The organism is Desulfopila sp. IMCC35008, assembly GCF_010646885.2.
Classification (GTDB): Bacteria; Desulfobacterota; Desulfobulbia; order Desulfobulbales; family Desulfocapsaceae; genus Desulfopila.
The window spans coordinates 966,841-987,600 of sequence record NZ_CP050700.1 but is presented as its reverse complement, the minus strand read 5'-3'; the positions used below and the strand labels follow the sequence as shown (position 1 = coordinate 987,600).

The window sequence follows — 20,760 nt, the reverse complement described above, 5'->3', positions numbered from 1 at the left end:
GGTCTGGAAACCATCCCCTCATTTCACCTCCAGCCTGTACCCCACGGCGGGAACAGAACTGACAAGGATAGAGTTTTCCAGGCCGTTTTTCTTTAATTTACGGCGCAAATTAGCAATATGCATCACCAAAGCCTTGGTTTCAGCCTCAGCATTGTAGCCCAATACATTTTCGAGTAACTCCCCATGGGGGACAACCCTGGGGCTATTTTCTGCCAGGTATAGCAGCAAATCAAATTCAGTTTTAGTCAATTGATCAATCGGCTTGCTATCAAATAAAGCGGTGCGAGCCAAACGGTCGATTCGAAGCTGATCGACTATAACCTGCTTGGTTATGCCCCCCTTACGCCGCAAATTACTCCGAATTCGAGCATACAACTCCCTGAAACTGAAAGGCTTGGTGATATAGTCGTCTGCCCCTGTCTCCAAGCCATGAACTTTGTCGTCCACCTCTCTTTTCTCTGTTAACATGAGTACGGGAATATCAATCTTTGCCGCCCTCATTTCCGCAAGATGCGTAAATCCATCTTTAATCGGCAACATAACATCAAGCAGGATAATATCAGGTTGTGTATTTTTTATTCTCTCGATGAGATCCGCTCCATCCAGACTCTCAATGACCGTATCGCCCTTTTTCTCAAAATTTGCCGCCAACATCCGCATAACAGTCGGATTATCCTCGACAATCAGAACCGTAAATGACACATCGCTGGTCGTATTCATGCTCGTCTGTCCATCCCTTTGATGACAATACTATTTGCCTTTCTAAAAGGCCTAAAGGCCCTCGAATTGTTATTGAGGTTGTCCGGGTGTTGTATGAATTCCGGAGCAGTGCAAGATAACACGCACCATTTCAACCCTGCAGAAGTAGTATTTACACAAAGAAAAAGAAAAAGCCAGTATATTGAACAAATTGAAAGACAGTGGTACAGACAGTCAGCACGGAAGCAGTACTGCAGAAAAAGAGGCAATAAGCCTGGACAATGAAAGTGGTCAGGGGACTTTTACCCCCGGCAGCAAGGTAAATATCGGCCACCACTTAAGATGGTAATCGAATTTTATGGCAACACCTTTCCGATCAGTCCGTACGATCCGGCCCTCCACGGAAATAGTTAACTTGCACCCTTGCCGTTCAAGGAAGATATTAACTTCGACCGGTTCGTCAAGCAGGATGAAATCACTTACAATTCCATCAATATACATATACATACTATCCAGAGAGATATCCCGAAGCTGGCCTTCGAGTACACGGTCATCTCCGGATCGAATCTCAACTAAGGCCTCCCGGTGCAAACGAAGACGCCCCCGGGAGTCGTTATCAAAAACATCAGCTTCCTCTGTTACATCAACAAACTCTGGCAACGATTCTTCCATACCCTGCATAATACCCTTGGACTACATGTGATTGCTACTACGCTTACCGATTGGCTTGATTATATACTCTCGTAAGGCACACGTTCGAAGCTATTTTCACCGTTTTGTGAATTTTCCGTAATGGTTACCTGTAATCTCCCTGTCGTCAACCTGGGTTAAGTAGAATTTACTAGATACTTACCCAACAAATATAACATCTCCGGAAGAATACACTTAACAGCTTCTTGCCCCCTGTCACACATCCATTAATAAAGCCAAGACATCTTGTTTCCCCCTCCATATCAGTCAAGCACTGAAATGTCCTGACAGGCAAAGGATTTTTTTATGTATAGCATACCCACTTTCATTTATCACGCTGCAACGATACAAACAGAGGAAAAAGATGTTAACATGAGTTTTTCATAAACAATGCGTCGGCATAGTTCCGGACCAGGCCATTGGATGGTCTTCCATATGTAATCGCCAATTAAAAAATCGTACACAACCTTCACCGAAAGTCGGCAGCAGGTGATAAACGAAGACGTCCAAGGCCCTTGGGGTGCAGCATATGCGTTACTATCTTCTTCAGTCTTTTAACAGTGTATAGAATTTTCTCTGATTCACTGCTAAAACCTTCGAAGGTTCTACCACCTGAACTGACGAGAAAAACCTGGGCTAGGAAGCTTCAGGAGTTTTCCTGACAAAAAAGAGGTGAAAAAAGTAAGGAAGACGTCGAAAAAAAAATGGCCGGGGTTATCTTGTTCTCCCGGCCATAACATTACAGTAAAAAAGACACCTCACGAGCTATTTGCCCGAGATCTCCTTGCGTCCCCGGTAGGCAGCCTTACCCGCCAACTCTTCTTCAATCCGGACAAGCTGGTTGTATTTGGCAACACGATCCGAACGACAAAGAGAACCGGTCTTTATCTGCCCAGCCGCTGTCCCAACAGCCAGGTCAGCGATAGTCACATCCTCAGTCTCCCCGCTCCGGTGAGAAATAACCGCTGTAAAACCAGCCTCTTTAGCCATTCGTATCGCTTCAAGGGTCTCGGTCAGGGAGCCAATCTGGTTGAATTTGATGAGAATAGAGTTGGCCACACCCGTATCGATCCCACGTTTGAGAATTTTTGTGTTTGTCACAAAAAGGTCATCACCGACAAGCTGGATAGTCGAACCAATCTTATCTGTAAGACTCTTCCAACCATCCCAGTCACTCTCGTCCAGGCCATCTTCGATGGAGATAATCGGGTATTTCCGGGTCAACTCCGCCAGGTAATCACCGAAGCCTTCAGAATCAAAATCCTTCCCTTCTCCACTCAGGTTATAACGCTTATCCTTGTAGAACTCAGATGCTGCGCAGTCAAGTGCAAGAGTAATATCGTCACCCATTTTATAACCGGCGGCTTCCACTGCCTGGACAATGACAGCAAGCGCCTCTTCATTGGAACTGAGGTTCGGAGCAAAACCGCCCTCGTCACCGACAGCAGTATTCAGCCCTTTACCCGTCAGTACTTTTTTAAGATTATGAAAGACCTCAGCACCCATACGAAGAGCCTCGGTAAAAGTCTTGGCCCCGACCGGTTGGATCATGAATTCCTGAATATCCACATTATTATCCGCATGCTCCCCACCATTGATGATATTCATCATCGGCACCGGCATCGAATACTGTCCGGGTGTTCCGTTCAGTTCAGAGATATGTTGGTACAATGGAATCTGCTTATCAAGTGCAGCCGCTTTGGCATTGGCAAGTGAAACGGCAAGAATGGCATTGGCACCAAACTTCTCTTTGTTATCCGTACCATCCAGTTCGATCATGAGCTGGTCGATACCTTTCTGGTCATAGGCATCCTTGCCGAGCAGCGCCGACTGGAGCTCATTATTCACAGCCCCGACGGCCTTTAACACACCCTTCCCCAGATACCGGTTTTTATCACCGTCACGTAGTTCAAGTGCTTCCCGCGAACCGGTTGAGGCACCAGACGGCGCAGCGGCCCGCCCCCAGGCACCCGAATCAAGATATACATCCGCTTCAACAGTTGGGTTTCCACGTGAGTCCATAACTTCACGACCGACAATTCTGGTAATTTTTGCCATGATTGTTTCCTCGCTTTTATGATAGGCCGCAAAACACGCGGCTGTTACATGATTTTCGGAAGGTATCAACAGGAATCTGCCAAACGATCCTGCGATGCTGCAATTTAGTAGAAAAATGTACTTCTGAAAAGAACCGCTTTCAATATGAAAACAGGACTATACTACAACATGGAGACGTCATCCATACTTTTCCGAATCCCTTGTCCCCCATACTTTTATTTCTCACTCTCATTCTGCCAGGCCTTCTCGGCGATGTCTGCAAGGTGCTGAATGAAAGCTGTGGACTTCAATCGATTATTCTGCAATTTTATCGGTACCGCCCCTGGTCCTCCATACTGTTGCCTGAAATATCCCTCAATAAAATCATCATGGAGTTCAGCTGATTTAGTGAGCATAAGAGGAGCATTTTCTCTTATGTGTTGGGGGAGGGATGCCAATTCATCAAGAAATGTCTTTTCCTTGTCAACAGACAAGAGCATCTTCACCATTGACTCTAAACCACCATCATTTACATACCTGGTAAATCGGTTGAAATCATCATGGCTCAGCTGATCAGCTCCACCAAACAGTTTAACGATGGTAAATATCGCTGCGATAAAGCTGCTCCGGCTCACTTCTTCAAGAAACGGCCTGTTTCTTTCAATGACCTTAGCGGTCTCAGCCATCAGCCATTCATGCCGACTCCCTTCCTGACCACTGTGCATGGTATATAATGGCTGCAGCACATCGTTTTGTAATTTCGATATTTTCGATTGCAGCGAAAATGGGTTAATCATCTCAGTCCCTAGAAACTCCACACCGATAAACGGGATAGGTGTGATAATGAGGAGGAATAGACATTGAATTCGATTTTGACGTTTACATTCGCAGAGTCCATTTGTTACAATTGTAGTACATTATTCAAGCAACTGACAACAACAGATGCGTCGCTATTATTTTACGCCCCTTAACTTACCCATATGTCATTTAAAAAGCGGATGAGACAAAACCTGGTTTCTTTAGCACTTATCCTCAGCGTTGTCGTTGCATTATGGATGCCGGCAGAGGCGAACGCGTCCAGCCAACCGGAACAGATCAAGTTTGTATTCAGCGAATGGAAACCCGTCTTCTACCTGGATCAGAACAAAAGGATGCGCGGAGTCTACGCAGAGATTCTGACCGAGTTATTCGAAAAAAAGCTGGGCATGGAGATCCGGTATGAAATGCTTCCCTGGAAAAGATGCCAGCATTACATCCAGACCGGGGATGCCGATATCACTATTATGTTTCCTACGGAAGAACGTCTGCAGTATGCAGCCAAGTCAGCATCACCCCTCTACCAGTTTTCCCTGAATATATTCACCTACAAAAACCATCCGAAACTGGAAGAAATAAAGAAGGTTACATCACCTCAGGATATCAAGCTGCTCAACCTGGTACCGGTGACCAACCTTGGTAACGGCTGGCATAAAAACAATATCGACAACCATGGTATCAAGACCCATTATCTGGCAGAAGATATCCAGTTATTTGAATATCTGGCAAGAAAGAGGGCTGACATTGTCATAGACCTGTTGGTCCCCTCACTCCACTATATTAAAGAACAGGAACTTGAAGACGCCATCGAGGTGACGGATGTCCGATTCGGCCCTCTCGAAATGCACCTCATGCTCAGTAAGAAGTCAAGATTTCTAAACAGATTGCCGGAAATCGACGAGGCATTCGAGCAGCTCAAAAGTGAAGGCGCTATGGACAGCATCATACAACGTTACGAATCACTGGATGGGAACTCTGATTAAGCTTTCCTGGTTCTCATTATACCGACAACAAAGACTACTTGATCCGTCGGTACATCCATCCAAGAGTTGTATCCAAAAGAAGCATGACCATTCTCCCAAATGACATCACCAGCAAAAACAGCAGGAAGTGAAAAACATAATCTTTCACAAAACTACCCAGCATATCAATCTGATAGCCTCTTGAAAACCCCGGCTCACCGAATTTGGCCCAAAAGAAACTCACCAGATTTGCCGATACGGCAAGAAGGCCTGCAGCAGCTGTGAGGCATTTAAAGCTTGCAGACTTCAAACCCGCTAATAACAACACAATCGTAATAGGTGCCAGATAGCAGAGCCACCAATACAGGGGTATGGATTGCAGAGACTCCAGACCCGGTATCATCAACAGTCGATACAGGACAAAATGTTGTATCAGCAGTGCCCCGATACCAGCAAGAACGACCCGGAACAGATACCTCAATGGGTTGTTCCTCTTTTTCTTAGCCATCCTGCGTAACCAATAATTCAAGGACATACTTCTCCAATTCATACTGCAGGGACAGCAACCGCCCGGTCAACTGTTCCATCTGTTGTACGTCTTTCGCCTGTTTCTTCTCATGAATATGTTTGCAGTTGTAGTTCAGGCAAAACATAGGCTTGAACAAAAAGATACATCCTGTATCACTTAAGAAAACACACTCCTGACCTTTATCACACACCAGATGCACATCCACACCGGCAAGACTGTTGAGTGCCATCTGCACAGCATCGGTTTCGCCACTCATAAACAAACTGCAGCACCCACCGGTTGGCTGGGAGGCGCAATGACTGCAAAGAGACCCGAGACCCATACCTCCCATGTGATTATTGAGATCTCCCGCAACGTGTTGCAAGTTCCTAAACATCTGGTGAAACTGCCCGTTTTCATGCAACCGTGGTCCTATCTTTTGAACTATCACCCGGCTATAAACCAAGCGGGAGTGAACCGGTCCTTCAAAAATGTCTTTAAATAATTGCTGACTTATTTTCATTCAGTAAATCCTGATGTCTTTCCTGGTTGTATTTAAGGTTTTTCCATTTCCATCTGTCGGATTCCGCTTCTCCTCTACGCATCTGGATACGTAACTCGTTCAATCCATGAAAAAATATCTACCCAATCAATTGCCCCGTATAGCAGGTAAAAAAGGTCCACACTACTACGACATCGGCAACATGATATCAGTGATGAAGTGTAAAATGGAAAAACAGGCGGGATAATCGAATAATACCCCAAAGAAATAAGAGGGGCAGGGCAATGGCACTGAGGAAAAAAACCACAATCAGATCAACAACACGGTCAATCAGGTCAAGCGAGGCCCTCTTCACCGCCTCAATCCTGCTGTTTACATCCAGCATCCGTACTCCTTGATCCATGGTACTATTTACCAGGTTTCTGGCCCGATCCCATACCCCCAACTCCTCAGGATTGGCTCCTTCAGCCATAGAGTCATACTGTTGTGATTCCATTTCAGCAACGGTCTGGGCCAACGCTTCCATTGACTCATTATGCTGGTCCTGCAAAAACACAATATATACCTGTTCGTTCAAGTAGGCCATGGCCGGAACTCCGAACCGTAGCACAACAGCGCTTAATAACAGGACGGAACCTATCCGACCCAATCTCAGGCCTTGGGTTTCTGGTAACCAAACTCCGAGGAGCAGACAGAACAATGCACCAGTCAGAACAATTCGAGTACTGATAAAAGGAGTTATCTCAATAAGAAATTGTTGTGAGCCAAGTGAAGTGAGGCTGGCAAGCATAACCCAGGAAAATCGCTCAACCAAATCATTCACCGGGTCAAGGGCTGCACCAAGTGCCAACGAGACACCGATCCCACCCGGTTCCAGTTGCAGTTCACTTTCTCTGAAAACAGAAACCACACCATTAAAAGTACGGGCCATAGCAAAGGCCGAAGCAGCACGCATCAGCCCCTGTTGCACATATTCGTCACCCGCCACATCAATCTTCCGAAACAGGCTATTATCAAAAAGCAAATCCCTCGGCACCTGGAGACATACGGCCAACAACAGTAACGCCAGAATCAAAGATTTTCCTGTTTTGTATTTCAAGCTCACCTTCCTCCTGCTTCATTGCTGTGATATGATGTTGGTAGTCCGGCTTCTGCCACTTTCAAGATGAAAACGGACTATACAATCGTAACGACAATAGCACACGTAAAACCCGCAATGTTCCCCTCAACACAAGGAGACCGCTATGACCCTGAAAGGAAAAAAAGTCGCTATCCTCGTTGAAGACATGTTTAACATCTATGAGTTATGGATCCCTTACTACCGACTTCTTGAGGAGGGGATCAAGGTGACAGTGGTCGGCTCAGGTCGCAAAAAATTTTTTTCCGGTAAACCTGCGACTGAAATAGAGGTGGATGTCTCTGCGGATAACGTGATGGCCGCAGACTTTGACGGCATTGTCATCCCCGGCGGTTATGCTCCTGACATGATGCGCCGGTTTCCGGGTATGGTAAAGCTGGTTGCTGATGCCGTACAAGCCGATAAAATGGTGGCAGCAATCTGCCATGCCGGCTGGATGCTCTGCTCGGCAAAAGTTCTTGAAGGCAGAAAGGTAACCTCGTTTTTTGCAATCAGGGACGACATGGAAAATGCAGGAGCAACATGGGTTGACGAACCGGTGGTAATCGATCAAAAACTTATTACCAGCAGGACCCCGGACGACCTTCCGCAGTTTATGCCTGCCATACTCAAAGTTTTAGCTGGATAAACGATACCGTCATAACCTTGCCAGATTTCATATCTAACCGGGAGGAAAAAATCAATCCTGCACGACAACGAGTTTTAATTTACACAAAGAAGCAGACACATTTCCAGACTCAGAAATTTTCTATAAACCACAAAAACTTTCAGAAGAGCACCTATCCTGCTGGCCTCCTCCTAAAGGGAGGTCAGCAGCAGTAAGCATCCTCCCACTTCGACACGAGCAGGGCAGTTCTTCTAAAAGTGTTCTTAACCCAATCTTGTATTCAAACTCCTTCATTTTCCAATGGTGGGTTCAGGAAACGTTTTGACTTGAAATAAAGCGACCACATTAGACTTCAGAAAAAATCTATACCACGTCCAAAATATGCCCACATGAATTTGCGAGGGAGCCTGCTGAATTGCTGCAGGCCCTCAATAATTTACTCCATGGTTTTTATTCCTTGCTGATGCATTCAGCCGGGCAGGATGCAATCGCCTCATCGACACAATCCTCTGCGGCATCGCTATCTTCCAGCACTACTGCTTTCCCTTCATCCTCATCCATAACGAAAACCTGAGGGCAAATTTCCACGCATGCTTCGCAGCCAATGCATTCATCCTGATCAATTATAACTTTCTCAGCCATGACATTCTCCTTAGTTTTGTTACCAAACAACTTCTTCCAACACCAATTTTCATTGGGGGGGGGAGCTATGATAACTATAATCCTCATTTCCAAGCAAGCCCGTACCCTGTGAGTATAAATATCAGAATTTCTATTGAAGCCCCCTCCGAACCTAACTAGTTTCCGTCCTAAAACGACCCTCCTGCCCCATCTCAGCGTTCCGGCTACATTATTTATCCTCCAAATATCGTACATATGCGTGCGGTAAATAATGAAACCACACCTTTATATTGAACAGAATGCTGAGTTGTAGGATGGGAACTAACTACAAGATCTCATGTAGTCCAGAATTGATACGATGCTCATGAAAAATACGGGATAGACCTTGGCTTGGGCAATCATGGTAATGGGTATGAAAAGCCGCAATCTGCATGACCTTGCCACACGGCTTGTTAGTCGAAACAATAATAGAAAGTAATCCGACATCGTTGCCTGTCCACCAGAACTCCCTTCTCATTGACATCATTCCCTGATAAAACTATCATCAATCTGCAATACACTCTGTGCAGCCATAACGTTCCCCCAATAAATCATTCGTTGTTATTAATGCCAAGAAGGAGATCTGGGATGTTAGTTAGTGTCGATTTTTCAAAATGCAATAAAGACGGCCTTTGCGTTCTTGAATGCCCCGCCAGGATACTGGAGATGCAAGACAACGGACCATTTGCAATCGAGGGAGCAGAAGATATCTGCATACAATGCGGGCACTGCGTGGCGATATGCCCGGAGGCTGCAATAAGCCTTGATTTCCTTTCACCAGACGACTGTATGGAGGTCGACCAAAACCTGCACCTGCCCGCAGATCATGTTGAGCATTTCCTGAAATCACGCCGATCAATAAGGACATACAAAAAAAAGCCGGTTCCAGTGGATCTTCTGGAAAAAGCATTGTCTATTGCGTCCTACGCCCCCACTGGAAGCAACAGGCAATCCGTAAGATGGCTCGTTATCCACGACCAAAAGGACGTTCATGCTATCGGTTCTCATGTCATTGACTGGATGCGGTTTGTGATAAATGAACATCCTGATATCGCCTCTAACTTTAATATGCCGAAACTGGTCGGTGCCTGGGAAGAAGGCATTGATAGAATCTGCAGAGATGCACCTCATCTCATCTTTGCATACGCCTTAAAAGAGAACACCAGCGGCAAGGCAGATTGTGACACGGCACTTGCCTACCTGGAACTAACCCTCCCCTCTCTGGGCCTTGGAAGCTGCTGGGCTGGATATGCAACCGCCGCAGCGAACCAGTGGCCACCGCTGACAGCCTTCTTAAAATTGGAGGACGACCACTTAATCCACGGTGCGGTGATGGCTGGATATCCTAAATTTGCCTACAAACGGATACCCACAAGAAACAAGGCTGACATTGTCTATTTAAAATAAATGATATATTGAGAGACAGACGCCTGTGTCGATTTGACTTTAACTCAGGGCATTGCTTGACATTTGCACGGCCTTGTCCATTACCAAATCGGCACAACATTCACCAAAGGTGAGCTGAGAAAGAGATAAGCGAAGACTTCGAATACCCTTGTCTTGGGAACAACCCATGCGGTACCTTTCTTCGGCATTTTTTTAGCAATAGATTTCGCTTGCCACTATTTACTGACCAAAACTGTGAATCAGGCGGCGCCTGTACTGATGAAATTCGAGCTAGACACTTTAGCTCCTGACGTCATAACCGACTGGTGAGAGATCGCTATTGACAATATAATTCTGCCTGGGTGCCTCACACGCGGTGACCCGGTAGGAATAGTATTTCCTTTTCTTCATTGTTTCACATAAAATCAGGGGAAAATCGGCATAACAGCCCGAAAGTGTCAGCGGCGTTCTGGAACTACCCCTAACCGGGCGGCTTGAAAATACGTAATCCGTCTTCTTCGTTTTACTTCTCACCAAGTGTGTAACACTCTCTTCTTCCTGCTTCTTTTTCTTCCTTTTTTCTTACCTGTTACAGTTCAAAATCAGTAAACATATCCCTCAGGAGGACACAGGGATATGGCACGGTCACGACGACGGAAATGTAAGCATTGCCGGGAGTTATTCATCCCGGATCATCGTAACAGAAATAAGCAGCGCTACTGCTCCAAACCGGAATGCAGGGTGGCAAGCAAAGCTGCCGCCCAGGAGAAGTGGCTGCAAAAAGAGGAAAACAAAAACTACTTTCGGGGACCGGATAATGTCCGTCGTGTACAGGCATGGAGAGAGCACAATCCAGGGTACCGGCAAAAGCAGCGATTAAGACGAAATGCGTTACAAGATCACTCGTCTGGAAATAACAAAAGAAAACAAGAGGATAAGCCAAAGTTAACGAAAGAGCCGTTACAAGATCTCTTGACGAGCTATCCCATCGTACTTGTGGGCCTATTGGCACATTTTAGCGGTTCACTGTTACAAGATGACATTGTCCATACCGGCCTTCGTCTGCAACAATTGGGGCGGGATATTCTTACCGAACCATCAATAGATAAAGGAGGTCGTCATGACAGTAGAAAAACAACCCATACTTCCGCACATGATCCGCAGGGTGCCGGAACAGTTCAGCTGGCTGGATCACCGCCTGGTCCGTGAGAAGTACATCGATCAGCTCAGCCACCAGGCATCGGCGCTGTACTTGTTCCTGGTTACGGTCTCAGACAATCAGGGACTGAGTTATTACAGTGAGAAAACCCTGAGCAAGCGGCTCAACATGGACACTCTCAGCCTGGCGGAAGCCAGGAGTATTCTGGTGCAGCACCGCCTGGTCGCGTACCGGAAGCCGTTATACCAAGTGCTGGCCCTGGAACAGCCCAGAGAACTGGCGCAGACGGATTCCGAGGCAACTTCACTCGGACAGATCCTGCAGCAACTGGCGGGAGGGGTACGATGATAACGTACGAGCAGTACTGCCGGATAAAATCCTACAGGGAAGAAGGGTTGAAAGCGGGTCAGATCGCAGAAAAGCTTGCGCTTAACCCCCGTACCGTCTCCAAGTGGATGGAACGAAATGGCTACCAGCCAAGGTTACCGGGCCATCGGACAAGTAAACTCGACCCCTATAAATGCGACATCCTGTCCATGCTGGAGCGACACCCTTTTACCGCCGCCCAGGTTTTCCAAAAGATCAAGGATCAAGGTTTTGACGGAGGCTATACCATCGTCAAAGAGTATGTCCGGAAAGTCCGGCCGAAACGGCATAAGCCTTATCTGAAGCTGAGCTTTGGCCCAGGTGAGTGTGCACAGGTGGACTGGGGCTCTTATGGCTCCATTCGCGTTGGAAGCACCCGGAGGCGGTTAAGCTTTTTTGTCATGGTGCTCTGTCACAGCCGCATGATGTATGCGGAGTTTACCGTCTCCCAGACCATGGAGCACTTTCTCGGTTGCCATCAGCGTGCCCTGCAGTACTTCGGCGGCGTACCCGACAAAATCATGGTCGATAACCTCAAGTCGGCGGTGCTGAGAAGGGTCACCGGACAAGCCCCGGTATTCAACCCAAAGTATCTGGATTTTGCAAACTACTACGGCTTCACCATTGTTCCCTGTGGTGTCGGTAAAGGTAACGAGAAAGGCATCGTAGAGAATGCTGTCGGTTACATCAAGAAGAACTTCCTGGCGGGACTCGATCCCGGTGACTTCAAGACCGTAAATCCGGCCGCTGCCCACTGGCTCGCCAACATTGCCAACGTCAGAAACCATGGGGAAACACGGAAAAGACCGAAGGATATGTTCGCAGAGGAGCAGCTGTCCGGGTTGCCGTCCGAACCCTACGATATCGGTACGGTCTCCCAGATACGAGCAACCAGCCAGTTCCGCATAACCCTCGACACCAACCGTTATTCCGTCCCGGCGGAATATGCCGGAATCCGGCTGACGATGAAGACCTACCCGGACCGACTCTGCATCTATCATGACAACAAACTTATCGCCAGGCACACCAGAAGTTACGACAGGCATCAGGACATAGAGGATCCTGATCACCCGAAAGCACTGCTGCAACAGCGCCGTAAGGCTAAGGATCAGAAGGTCCTTATGCGCTTTCTGGCCCTGTCTTCACTCTCGGAACAGTACCACCAGGGGCTTGTCGAGAAAAACCTCAACACAATGCATCATATCAGGAAAATCGTCGGGTTATCGGAAATCTACTCGAAAGAGCGGGTGGCACGAGCCATGGCGGATGCCTTGGAGTTCCGGGCTTTCTCCTGTGACTATATCGCCAATCTCCTTGAGCAGAGAAAATACTTCACAGAACCACAGGGTGCCCTGCACCTGACCAGATCTTCCGACCTCCTGGATCTTGAACTCAAAGAGCCAAATATGGACGTGTACGCAAAGGGGAAAAAGGATGAATAGCAAACCGCAACACCTCACAGAGCAACTCGACTATCTCAAGCTGAGATTTATGGAAAACAATCACGAAGAACTTGCAGCGACGGCGGCCGGAAACGGTTGGAGCCACCAGGAATACTTTGAGCAACTTATCCGCGGGGAGACAGATCTGCGCTGGGACAATGCCATTCAGCGCCGGATCAGAATGGCTCGCTTCCCCGTCATTAAAACCCTCGATCAGTTCGAGTGGAACTGGCCGGAGCAAATCAACGAAATGCAAGTGAAGCACCTCTTCCGGCACAACTTTATTGCCGATAAAGCCAATGCCATCCTCCTTGGCGGCGTCGGCCTGGGTAAAACCCATCTTGCAACCGCTATCGGCTATGAAGCTTGCCTGCGTGGTTACTCCGTACTGTTTACTACGGCGGTTGATGTGATCAACACTTTGTCCGCTGCTCAAACAGGCGGACAACTGAAAACATGTCTAAAAAAATATCTCAAACCTTCCTTGCTGATACTCGACGAACTTGGGTACCTGCCAATAGATAAACGAGGAGCCGATCTGCTCTTCCAGGTGATCAGTAAACGGTATGAGAATGGAGCGATACTCATTACATCAAATCGGGCTTACAAGGACTGGCCGGCTATCTTCAATGATGATGCGACACTGACATCGGCAATGCTGGACAGACTCCTGCATCATGCGGATACGGTTGTTATTGAGGGGAAAAGTTACAGAATGAAGGCGCAGGTAGAAATGTAAAAAGGAAAGAACCAACCGTCGCCGGTGGTCGACTTACGGCGGCGGTTAAGTCGTGTTTAACGGCTGCACTTTCAAACCGCCGTTTCTTGGTACTTCGACGCCGCCGCTAACACGAAAGTGAAATGTTATGCAAACATGTCGTTTTACCTTATCAGAGAGTTATCATATGCTAAAAAAAGTTTTCAAGTTCCTGCTTTACAGCCTTGGATTTATTTTAATTATTTCTACTGTTTTCATAGTTGCCGTCGTTTTCTTTTTCCCTGACATCGAAGAAGAGGTTGCACAACCCGGTTCAGAGATCTCTATCGATTCCACAGAGGGGAGTACCTATCACCATCAACCGTCAGGCTGGAGATTTAAGATCCCTGCAGGATGGCTTTTACAAGATGCTGCACTCGCCCAACAATCATACGAACAAAGCAAGAATTTTATTGAATCCTCCACCGGGCAGAGCATTCGACAGTCAGCAAAACCTTCCGGAGACCTGGCACTTATACATAGCCCGGGAAACACCCTGAATTACAAATACCAGGCATATGACCAAAAACGGTTTCCGGCGTTTGAGCAAGCCGCAACCTTTGTATATCAAACGCTATCTGAGGCATACAAGAAGTCCGCCGAGCAGGATGGCACTAAGGCAGTTATTGAACGATCAAAGACCAGGATTGGACATATTGATTTTGACACCCTCAACGTCTCCATCCTTGATCCTCAAACACAAAATGTATTGTTACGGAACATGAGCTATGTTGCTGATATTAAAGGTCTCATGGCCATGATAACCTTCACTTGCGTCTCAGAAGATCTCTGCTCAGCTGTAGAGACAGCAGTTATCTCATCGTCTTATGAAACCACAGAAACTCTGGCAGCCTCACCCTCGATTGAAACCGTAGAGACAACGAGTACTTCATCATCTTTTGAACAAGCACCTAGTGACGTCAGCGTATTATACAATAAAGCGATAAATGAACTCCGGGAAAATAATGCTGCTGAAGCATTTGATCTTGCGACGCAAGCAATCGAAATCGATCCTAATATCGCTATACTCTACATAGTGAGGGCTGACGCGGCTTCAAGGATTCAAGGCCAGTCAGCAACGTACTTCAGTGACCTGGATAAAGCAGAATCTCTCGAACCACAGCTTCCTGATATATACTGGTTAAGAGGGGTGGTTGCAAAATCTGCAGGGGATACGGTTGGCGATTATTATTATTACCTCAAATCTAACCTGTTTCAAAAGCTCCAGCAAAACGGTACCCCCCTGCCTCGATACATGATCGGCATGACGGAAAAGGAATATCTGTCAACAGACGGGGAGGAAGGATATGTTCAATCAGGTGTGGACCTGAACTTTCAAGTAATGCTACCTATCCCAATAACAGGCGAAAATGCCGATGTAGTGTTCAAAAAGATGGAAATCGTCGATGAAGCAGGTACTATAAAATGCTCGGATAATCTCCCTGTCGGTGATGAGAATTATAGAATTACGGCTTCCAACCTTATTACCGCATTTGAAGATTCCTCCGGACAATTTTATCAACTTTATTACAGGGTCAAGTTCATAAGGGAATGAGTTGATAGTGTAACGACTTCTATGCAAAATGAGAATAATTATCGGTAGAGGTATGCGATGCCTATTCCTTTCTGTTTCATTGAGTAGAATGAACAGGTGCTTAGGTAGCGTGTCGAGATGACCTGCTAGTCAGGCTGCACAATGAATTGCCCTACTCGGGCAGGCAATTCGCTGTTGCAACGAAGGATATCTGGTCATCTCGACACGTCTGCAGAGTGAAAAGTCTGTATAAATGATCTCGAAATCTTTAGGGACAAATCTTTATTCTGGACGGTCACAGAGTCAGGGATAATTTGAAGTCCTTCGCATAACCAATGAAATGCACCCATAATCAGCATGATATAGTTATTAATAACAAAAACTAATTCAGATCAGAATAATCAACTGTGCCCTTTGTAACAAACTGACTTACATCATTTGCAAATAAAACAGGTAAATCAATATGGGGGGAAGTGTCCGCTGCCTGGATATATTCTAATATAAACTTTACAGCCGGCAGCAGTCATCCGATTTTAAAATGGCTTTATCAAATTTTCCTGTAAATCTTTTAACCCACTTATCTTTTTAGGATAAAAAGGCTCATCTTCTCCAAAAATCAACAGGATTGGTACTCTTATCCGATCGTACCGTTTGAAAATGGAGGTGGGATTTTCGTTGAAGATTTCAACTCCTAAATTGTATATGTCTCGAAAGCTTGTCATGCTATATCGGTCAAATTCGCCAGGGTTCCCTGTTATTATTTTTTGCCTATTTTCCGTTGCTAATCGAGCATCAATCGTGTCATTTTTGAAAAATCCTGATGGAACTCATTTGCCGTCGATCTTCAGTTTAACATAATAGAATTTCTCTATATTTTCAGAATTTATACTATAATCAAAACGTCATCTCTTTTGATAATAGGATATCTTGGTGAAGTCCTCCAGTTGACTGCTCTGTGCAAGATTTGCGGGAAAATACTTGCCAGGCAACTCTTCAAGTAATTCTTGATCCTGAGAAGGGTAGAAACTAGCCGGACAAAGTCGCTTATGCTCCCCTTCTGTTTTTCAGCAATAGAGGAAGAAGGCTTTATCTGATTCACAGTGTGTTGAGCTTTCCTAATCTAGCGATTTGTTTATCATTTAAACCTTGAAAATTATCATTCAAAGAGACGACTGGAGCTTTCTTGAGAGGGTTATCGCCTACGATGTCCACTATTCTGTATTGCAGAGCTTCAAGTTGTTTAATCTTTCGACGAACTATAGTTGGGTTTTTACCATCCAATATCTGTTTGACGCCTGGAATAATATTCCCTATGATCCCATTATAATCAGGAACTATCAGTGGCAGACCGTCATTTTCCCCAACAATTGATAGGAGCCCCTTGTACAGACTGAACGGTTCATAATTAGTTTTTTCAATTGTGTCTCCACTCCACGGTTCTATTACACTTGGCTTACTTGATCTCACGATACCAGCGAGTATCTGAGTAGACATACCACGCTCAAATGATGATAAGTTATCAGATATGAAGGAGGCAAAATCATTGTCATAAATTCTGTTAAGAGCATGTTCTTTGGGGTTGTAGTAAATAATACTTAGTTCTCTTATGGTAGTGCCATTTTTCTTGATTTTCACTAATGACAACACTGGAACAACTGGCGTCTTCGTGTCAATGAGTTGATCAAAATATTGATATGTTGGCTCAGGAGTATGATCAATCATTTATATATCATTTTGTTGTCGTACGATGAGAGATTTTTTCTAACCAGGCATCATCCTAAATTTTGCATTCACTTTTACGATTTATCACCTTTGACATAATTTTAATCTAATCACATTAACACAATGTTTCATATAGGCATAAATACCTATTTCCATCTTCCACAAATGAAGTTATACAAGCATTCTACTGATATTGTTAGTGAATTTAGCAAAGTTATAAGTTGAGACTATTTTGTGAATCTCAAAATTAATCTATGATCAAATTAAACAAAAAGAGCACCGAAGCATTACTCCATTGCAGGCAATCCTAATGGCAGATAGTGCTTTTGAAAGGTAGGCTGAGATGGAGCCGTAAATGGAGGGTCTGATCAAGCGAAGAACTGAGATATGACCTTCCCTTTTCTTTCGTGTAGACCTTGTTTTGCTAACTACGAATAGCACATAGATGATTATCGACCATTTACCGACCGGAATCACCTGTAATATAGTATTGTAATTATTAAAATAAGATGGTGGGCGAGGCGTCCACCAATCTTTGAATTCATAACAATGATTTAATTATAATTATTCAGATTCGAATTATATTTATACCGTCATAAATACCGACATATATTTTCCTTACCTGATCTATTTTCATGCTGTTCCCCCCACTCCCCTCTTCCTGAAAAAAAAATTGAAACAGGGTACTCACCATATGACACCCCTCCCGATGTATTGTTGCTGGATATATTACAGGAGGCATTATGTCAAAAGCACTGAAAATGGATCTGGACCCAATAGATTCCGGTGAAGCACAGGAAATGTATCATTGCGATACCGACAGGCTGCTTCGTGCCGCTTACCTCAAAGCGTTCACCCCAGATGAGTGTAAGAGGTGCATTAAGAAGTTTCCCCAGTTTCGGTCCTGGTGGGTTACGTTAAGTGAACGGCAAAAGGAGAGGGTGAAGGGGGCTTTGGCTGCTGAGATGTTGCATCTGTCTCGGGAGTAGCGTTGGTCAACACAGAATGAGTATCGAGCATCTATACAGTCCTGTCAAAACAGAGGAAATGAAAGTATTGTCCTGCATCAGGGTGTGACTGGGATAGAGCAACAAACCAGATATCTTGTGCCGTGTATCTTCCATGTTGCCTAACACATAATCTTTGTATATAACATTACAACATCGACGTTTCACAGTTTCTGTATAATTACTTGTTCTGTATAAAAAAATGAATGGAAAACGTACTGCGATAATATTAGGCGCCGGAGCATCATTTTGTTATGAGGATGGTGCAACTAATTACCCCACTCAATATAATATTCTCGGTAGGCTGATTGCCCAAATTAAATCTTCTACTGGCGGCGCACCTACTTTATGTGATGCCTCAGGAATGAAACATTCTCATGGGTTAAGTCAGTTTCTGCGTCAAAAATACAATATACCAGAGGATGTGGCCAAAGGGGATATGCCCACAGACTATTTCCCTGAATTGCAAAAAAGTGGATTTAACTTAGAATCCTTGTATAGCGAGATTGAAGAAGAAGTTATCCAGGCTGAGTCTCACGGCTATTCACTGAGTTGGCTGCTCGATGATTTTGAAGCTATCATAAGAACATCTGTTACAGAACCCAATACTCCTCGTGATCAAAAGCGTGTTTGCCGTTACCATAAAATGTTATGTGAAGCTTTAGAGCCTGGAGATTATATAATCAATTTTAATTGGGATTCAATTATGGCAGATGCTTTGCTATACAATTCCAATTTTTGGTTTCCTAGCACAGGCTTTGGTTTAAGCTCACTCTTTCCTTTGATTGCCCCCTCTCAAAAAGCTCTAAATATCCCATCTATGGTGCAACTTTATCATATACACGGATCAATTTGTTTGTATGAGTGGCAGCATAAGGAAGGGAGATTCGGGCAACCTGCAACGCTATATAAAGGGCCAAATTCTCATAGCCAAATGAACGATCTGCATGAATTGATGCAAATTTCAAATAGTGAAAATGGCGTTGGAAAGATTAACAGAGAAGCAACAGATGATGAAATTAGAAAAAATACTTTGGGCTATATTTATCATCAAAATGAATGGTTTAAGCCAATATTTGTATCACCCAGCAAATACAAAAGTGAATACGCAAACTGGTATTCGTTGGTCATGAGAAGAAACATACATTCATCACTACCTACCACTAAGCAATTTATAGTAGCAGGTTATAGCTTCCCAGATGCAGATATAAATCACCTTTCAGATATTTTCGTGAGAACCATTATACCAAGTAAGGCACAGGTGACAGTAATTGATCCTTCGAATCAAAAGGAAGACTTCCAAGAACGAGTAAAGAAGATATTTCCAGAGATGGATGAAATCAATTATTCATATCAAGATTATAGGAAATTTTGCCATGATCTTCCAACAACAGCATCACTAAATATGGGAAAATTTCCAATCTAGGAGGAATAATGAAAACCCGATGGCTGTTAGTGTTCGCCGTTATGATTGTGGTTGGAGGGTGTACAAAGTCTACAGGTGTTGTCCCAGATGGAGTAGATGCTTTTAGAGTGATGCATACAGGAGACACAGGTTTTACAAATTCAGCCACTCTGCAGAAAAATGCTTACCAAGAGGCCACGACGTTTTGCGCTCAACAGGGAAAGATTGTTGAAACTATCAACATGGAATCGAAACAGGCTCGTCCTTTCGGTGGTTGGCCTGAGGCTACTCTTCTTTTTCGCTGTGTAGATCAAGAATGAGGTTAGAATTATATACAAATGAACATCAACAAAAATTTCAGGTTAAAGCGTATGTAGATTCCAAATAACTCGAGTGATTGTAAAATGAAGATATACCACTACGACAAGTTCTACAAATTCTACACACATTCTGAAAATATTGTTGACAGGATAGAAGGCCAGGGATTACCAGCCAGTAGTACTGAAATACCACCACCGCTGGATCAATGTCAGGAAGATGAAATCCCAATTTTTTCTGATGGGGAGTGGCTCATTGTAGAAGACAGGTTCTGGAGGCCGCAGATTGTTGAAGTTAATTATGATGCTGGCAGATCTATATCAGATTTTCATTTCGAGGATCTGTCGTATATGGATTTTCCTGTTTACCCTGAGATGCCACAATTATGTAATACCCAGCTGGTAGTCCAAAAAATTATCCAAAGCATAAGGGTGGTCAATAAGAAATTTTTGAAGTCATTGTCGCTACTTAAGAAGTGCCATGATCGCGATGATATTCAGATATTAGACTCACCCAAAAGGAATGATTTAGTTTTAAGCCCGACAACCCTATACGAATATAAATGTGAGGTAGAGTCACTGGTATTCATAATGCGTCGAATCATTGATTCACTAGTTCAATTGACTGACCTATTAGTAAATTTTGATGCTTTTGTGGAAAAGAAAAAACTGTACTTTGAGTCTATAGGATCTACGTTTGCTTCTAAAAATTCTGATCAATTGGTTACAAAAATAATCATGGGTGGTGATCAGTATGAAAGGGACGAAACGAATTTCCTGCCAGTCATAAATCAGCTATTTAACGCTTTTAAACACACGCTTATGCATGATGAGACTACTACTTGGATGAGGGAGGATGGGCCTACGATTCTATGCCTGTCTGTAAAGTACTCAGATTACAAAAAAGAAATAACTTACCATAACCATAATGCTTATCACATTATGATGGGCTTCCAGGATTGTATAAAGCGAATCTTAGCTAACCAGAAAAAATACATTGCCCTTCAACAGATCTAAGTTCTTAATGACATGGCGCTCCATACTCT

21 protein-coding genes are annotated in these 20,760 nt (G+C 44.6%); 12 read left to right on the top strand and 9 right to left on the bottom strand.

Annotated elements, in window-relative coordinates:
- Positions 1-18: 18 nt before the first annotated feature.
- The 4 genes from GA520_RS04445 to GA520_RS04430 form a co-directional block, all read right to left on the bottom strand.
- On the bottom strand, positions 19-720 hold the full coding sequence (locus tag GA520_RS04445) for a response regulator transcription factor (protein WP_163339746.1): 702 nt from the start codon (positions 718-720) through the stop codon (positions 19-21).
- 270 nt (positions 721-990) lie between these two features.
- Positions 991-1,371 (bottom strand): PilZ domain-containing protein, encoded by a 381-nt coding sequence (locus GA520_RS04440; protein WP_163339747.1) that lies wholly within the window; start codon positions 1,369-1,371, stop codon positions 991-993.
- A 783-nt stretch (positions 1,372-2,154) separates the two neighbouring features.
- Positions 2,155-3,447, bottom strand: a complete 1,293-nt coding sequence (gene eno, locus GA520_RS04435) for a phosphopyruvate hydratase (protein ID WP_163339748.1) — start codon at positions 3,445-3,447, stop codon at positions 2,155-2,157.
- Between the two features lie 215 nt (positions 3,448-3,662).
- Positions 3,663-4,223: a hypothetical protein gene (locus GA520_RS04430; protein WP_163339749.1), complete on the bottom strand. Its 561-nt coding sequence runs from the start codon at positions 4,221-4,223 to the stop codon at positions 3,663-3,665.
- Positions 4,224-4,406: 183 nt separating this feature from the next.
- Between GA520_RS04430 and GA520_RS04425 the strand changes: the two genes are divergently transcribed.
- The gene (locus GA520_RS04425) at positions 4,407-5,225 is read left to right on the top strand and encodes an ABC transporter substrate-binding protein (protein ID WP_163339750.1); all 819 of its coding nucleotides are present in this window, start codon (positions 4,407-4,409) and stop codon (positions 5,223-5,225) included.
- A 34-nt stretch (positions 5,226-5,259) separates the two neighbouring features.
- Here the strand turns inward: GA520_RS04425 and GA520_RS04420 are convergent, their stop codons facing one another.
- The 3 genes from GA520_RS04420 to GA520_RS04410 form a co-directional block, all read right to left on the bottom strand.
- Positions 5,260-5,712, bottom strand: coding sequence for a hypothetical protein (locus GA520_RS04420; protein ID WP_163339751.1), 453 nt, complete (start codon positions 5,710-5,712; stop codon positions 5,260-5,262).
- Entirely contained in the window at positions 5,705-6,235 is a 531-nt protein-coding gene (locus GA520_RS04415) for a hypothetical protein (RefSeq protein WP_163339752.1), read from the bottom strand. Before GA520_RS04415 ends, GA520_RS04420 begins: the two co-directional genes overlap by 8 nt.
- Positions 6,236-6,422: 187 nt before the next feature.
- On the bottom strand, positions 6,423-7,313 hold the full coding sequence (locus GA520_RS04410) for a hypothetical protein (protein ID WP_163339753.1): 891 nt from the start codon (positions 7,311-7,313) through the stop codon (positions 6,423-6,425).
- 145 nt (positions 7,314-7,458) lie between these two features.
- Between GA520_RS04410 and GA520_RS04405 the strand changes: the two genes are divergently transcribed.
- On the top strand, positions 7,459-7,980 hold the full coding sequence (locus GA520_RS04405; protein WP_163339754.1) for a type 1 glutamine amidotransferase domain-containing protein: 522 nt from the start codon (positions 7,459-7,461) through the stop codon (positions 7,978-7,980).
- A gap of 429 nt (positions 7,981-8,409) precedes the next feature.
- Here GA520_RS04405 and GA520_RS04400 read toward each other — a convergent pair whose 3' ends face one another.
- Entirely contained in the window at positions 8,410-8,601 is a 192-nt protein-coding gene (locus GA520_RS04400; RefSeq protein WP_163339755.1) for a ferredoxin, read from the bottom strand.
- Positions 8,602-9,207: 606 nt separating this feature from the next.
- Between GA520_RS04400 and GA520_RS04395 the strand changes: the two genes are divergently transcribed.
- The 6 genes from GA520_RS04395 (at position 9,208) to GA520_RS04370 (ending at position 15,284) form a co-directional block, all read left to right on the top strand.
- Complete coding sequence (locus GA520_RS04395) at positions 9,208-10,026, top strand: nitroreductase family protein (RefSeq protein WP_163339756.1); 819 nt, start codon at positions 9,208-9,210, stop codon at positions 10,024-10,026.
- A gap of 615 nt (positions 10,027-10,641) precedes the next feature.
- A complete protein-coding gene (locus tag GA520_RS04390) occupies positions 10,642-11,214 on the top strand; it encodes a hypothetical protein (RefSeq protein ID WP_205749431.1) in 573 nt (190 codons plus the stop codon).
- Positions 11,126-11,512, top strand: a complete 387-nt coding sequence (locus GA520_RS04385; protein ID WP_163341153.1) for a hypothetical protein — start codon at positions 11,126-11,128, stop codon at positions 11,510-11,512. Before GA520_RS04390 ends, GA520_RS04385 begins: the two co-directional genes overlap by 89 nt.
- Entirely contained in the window at positions 11,509-12,972 is a 1,464-nt protein-coding gene (gene istA / locus GA520_RS04380) for an IS21 family transposase (RefSeq protein WP_163341155.1), read from the top strand. The genes GA520_RS04385 and istA overlap by 4 nt, the downstream gene beginning before the upstream one ends.
- Positions 12,965-13,711 carry an IS21-like element helper ATPase IstB gene (gene istB / locus GA520_RS04375; RefSeq protein WP_163341158.1) on the top strand — a complete coding sequence of 249 codons (747 nt, stop codon included), beginning with the start codon at positions 12,965-12,967 and terminating at the stop codon, positions 13,709-13,711. The genes istA and istB overlap by 8 nt, the downstream gene beginning before the upstream one ends.
- A gap of 166 nt (positions 13,712-13,877) precedes the next feature.
- On the top strand, positions 13,878-15,284 hold the full coding sequence (locus tag GA520_RS04370; protein WP_163337904.1) for a hypothetical protein: 1,407 nt from the start codon (positions 13,878-13,880) through the stop codon (positions 15,282-15,284).
- 1,074 nt (positions 15,285-16,358) lie between these two features.
- Here the strand turns inward: GA520_RS04370 and GA520_RS04365 are convergent.
- Positions 16,359-16,985 (bottom strand): hypothetical protein, encoded by a 627-nt coding sequence (locus tag GA520_RS04365; RefSeq protein WP_163337905.1) that lies wholly within the window; start codon positions 16,983-16,985, stop codon positions 16,359-16,361.
- A 743-nt stretch (positions 16,986-17,728) separates the two neighbouring features.
- On the opposite strand from GA520_RS04365, the gene GA520_RS04360 reads away from it, so the two are divergent.
- From GA520_RS04360 to GA520_RS04345, 4 genes are all read left to right on the top strand, one after another.
- A complete protein-coding gene (locus tag GA520_RS04360; RefSeq protein ID WP_163337906.1) occupies positions 17,729-17,974 on the top strand; it encodes a hypothetical protein in 246 nt (81 codons plus the stop codon).
- Between the two features lie 220 nt (positions 17,975-18,194).
- Positions 18,195-19,418, top strand: a complete 1,224-nt coding sequence (locus tag GA520_RS04355) for an SIR2 family protein (protein WP_163337907.1) — start codon at positions 18,195-18,197, stop codon at positions 19,416-19,418.
- Positions 19,419-19,426: 8 nt separating this feature from the next.
- On the top strand, positions 19,427-19,717 hold the full coding sequence (locus GA520_RS04350) for a hypothetical protein (RefSeq protein WP_163337908.1): 291 nt from the start codon (positions 19,427-19,429) through the stop codon (positions 19,715-19,717).
- An 84-nt stretch (positions 19,718-19,801) separates the two neighbouring features.
- Complete coding sequence (locus tag GA520_RS04345) at positions 19,802-20,731, top strand: hypothetical protein (RefSeq protein WP_163337909.1); 930 nt, start codon at positions 19,802-19,804, stop codon at positions 20,729-20,731.
- The last annotated feature ends 29 nt before the right edge of the window (positions 20,732-20,760 follow it).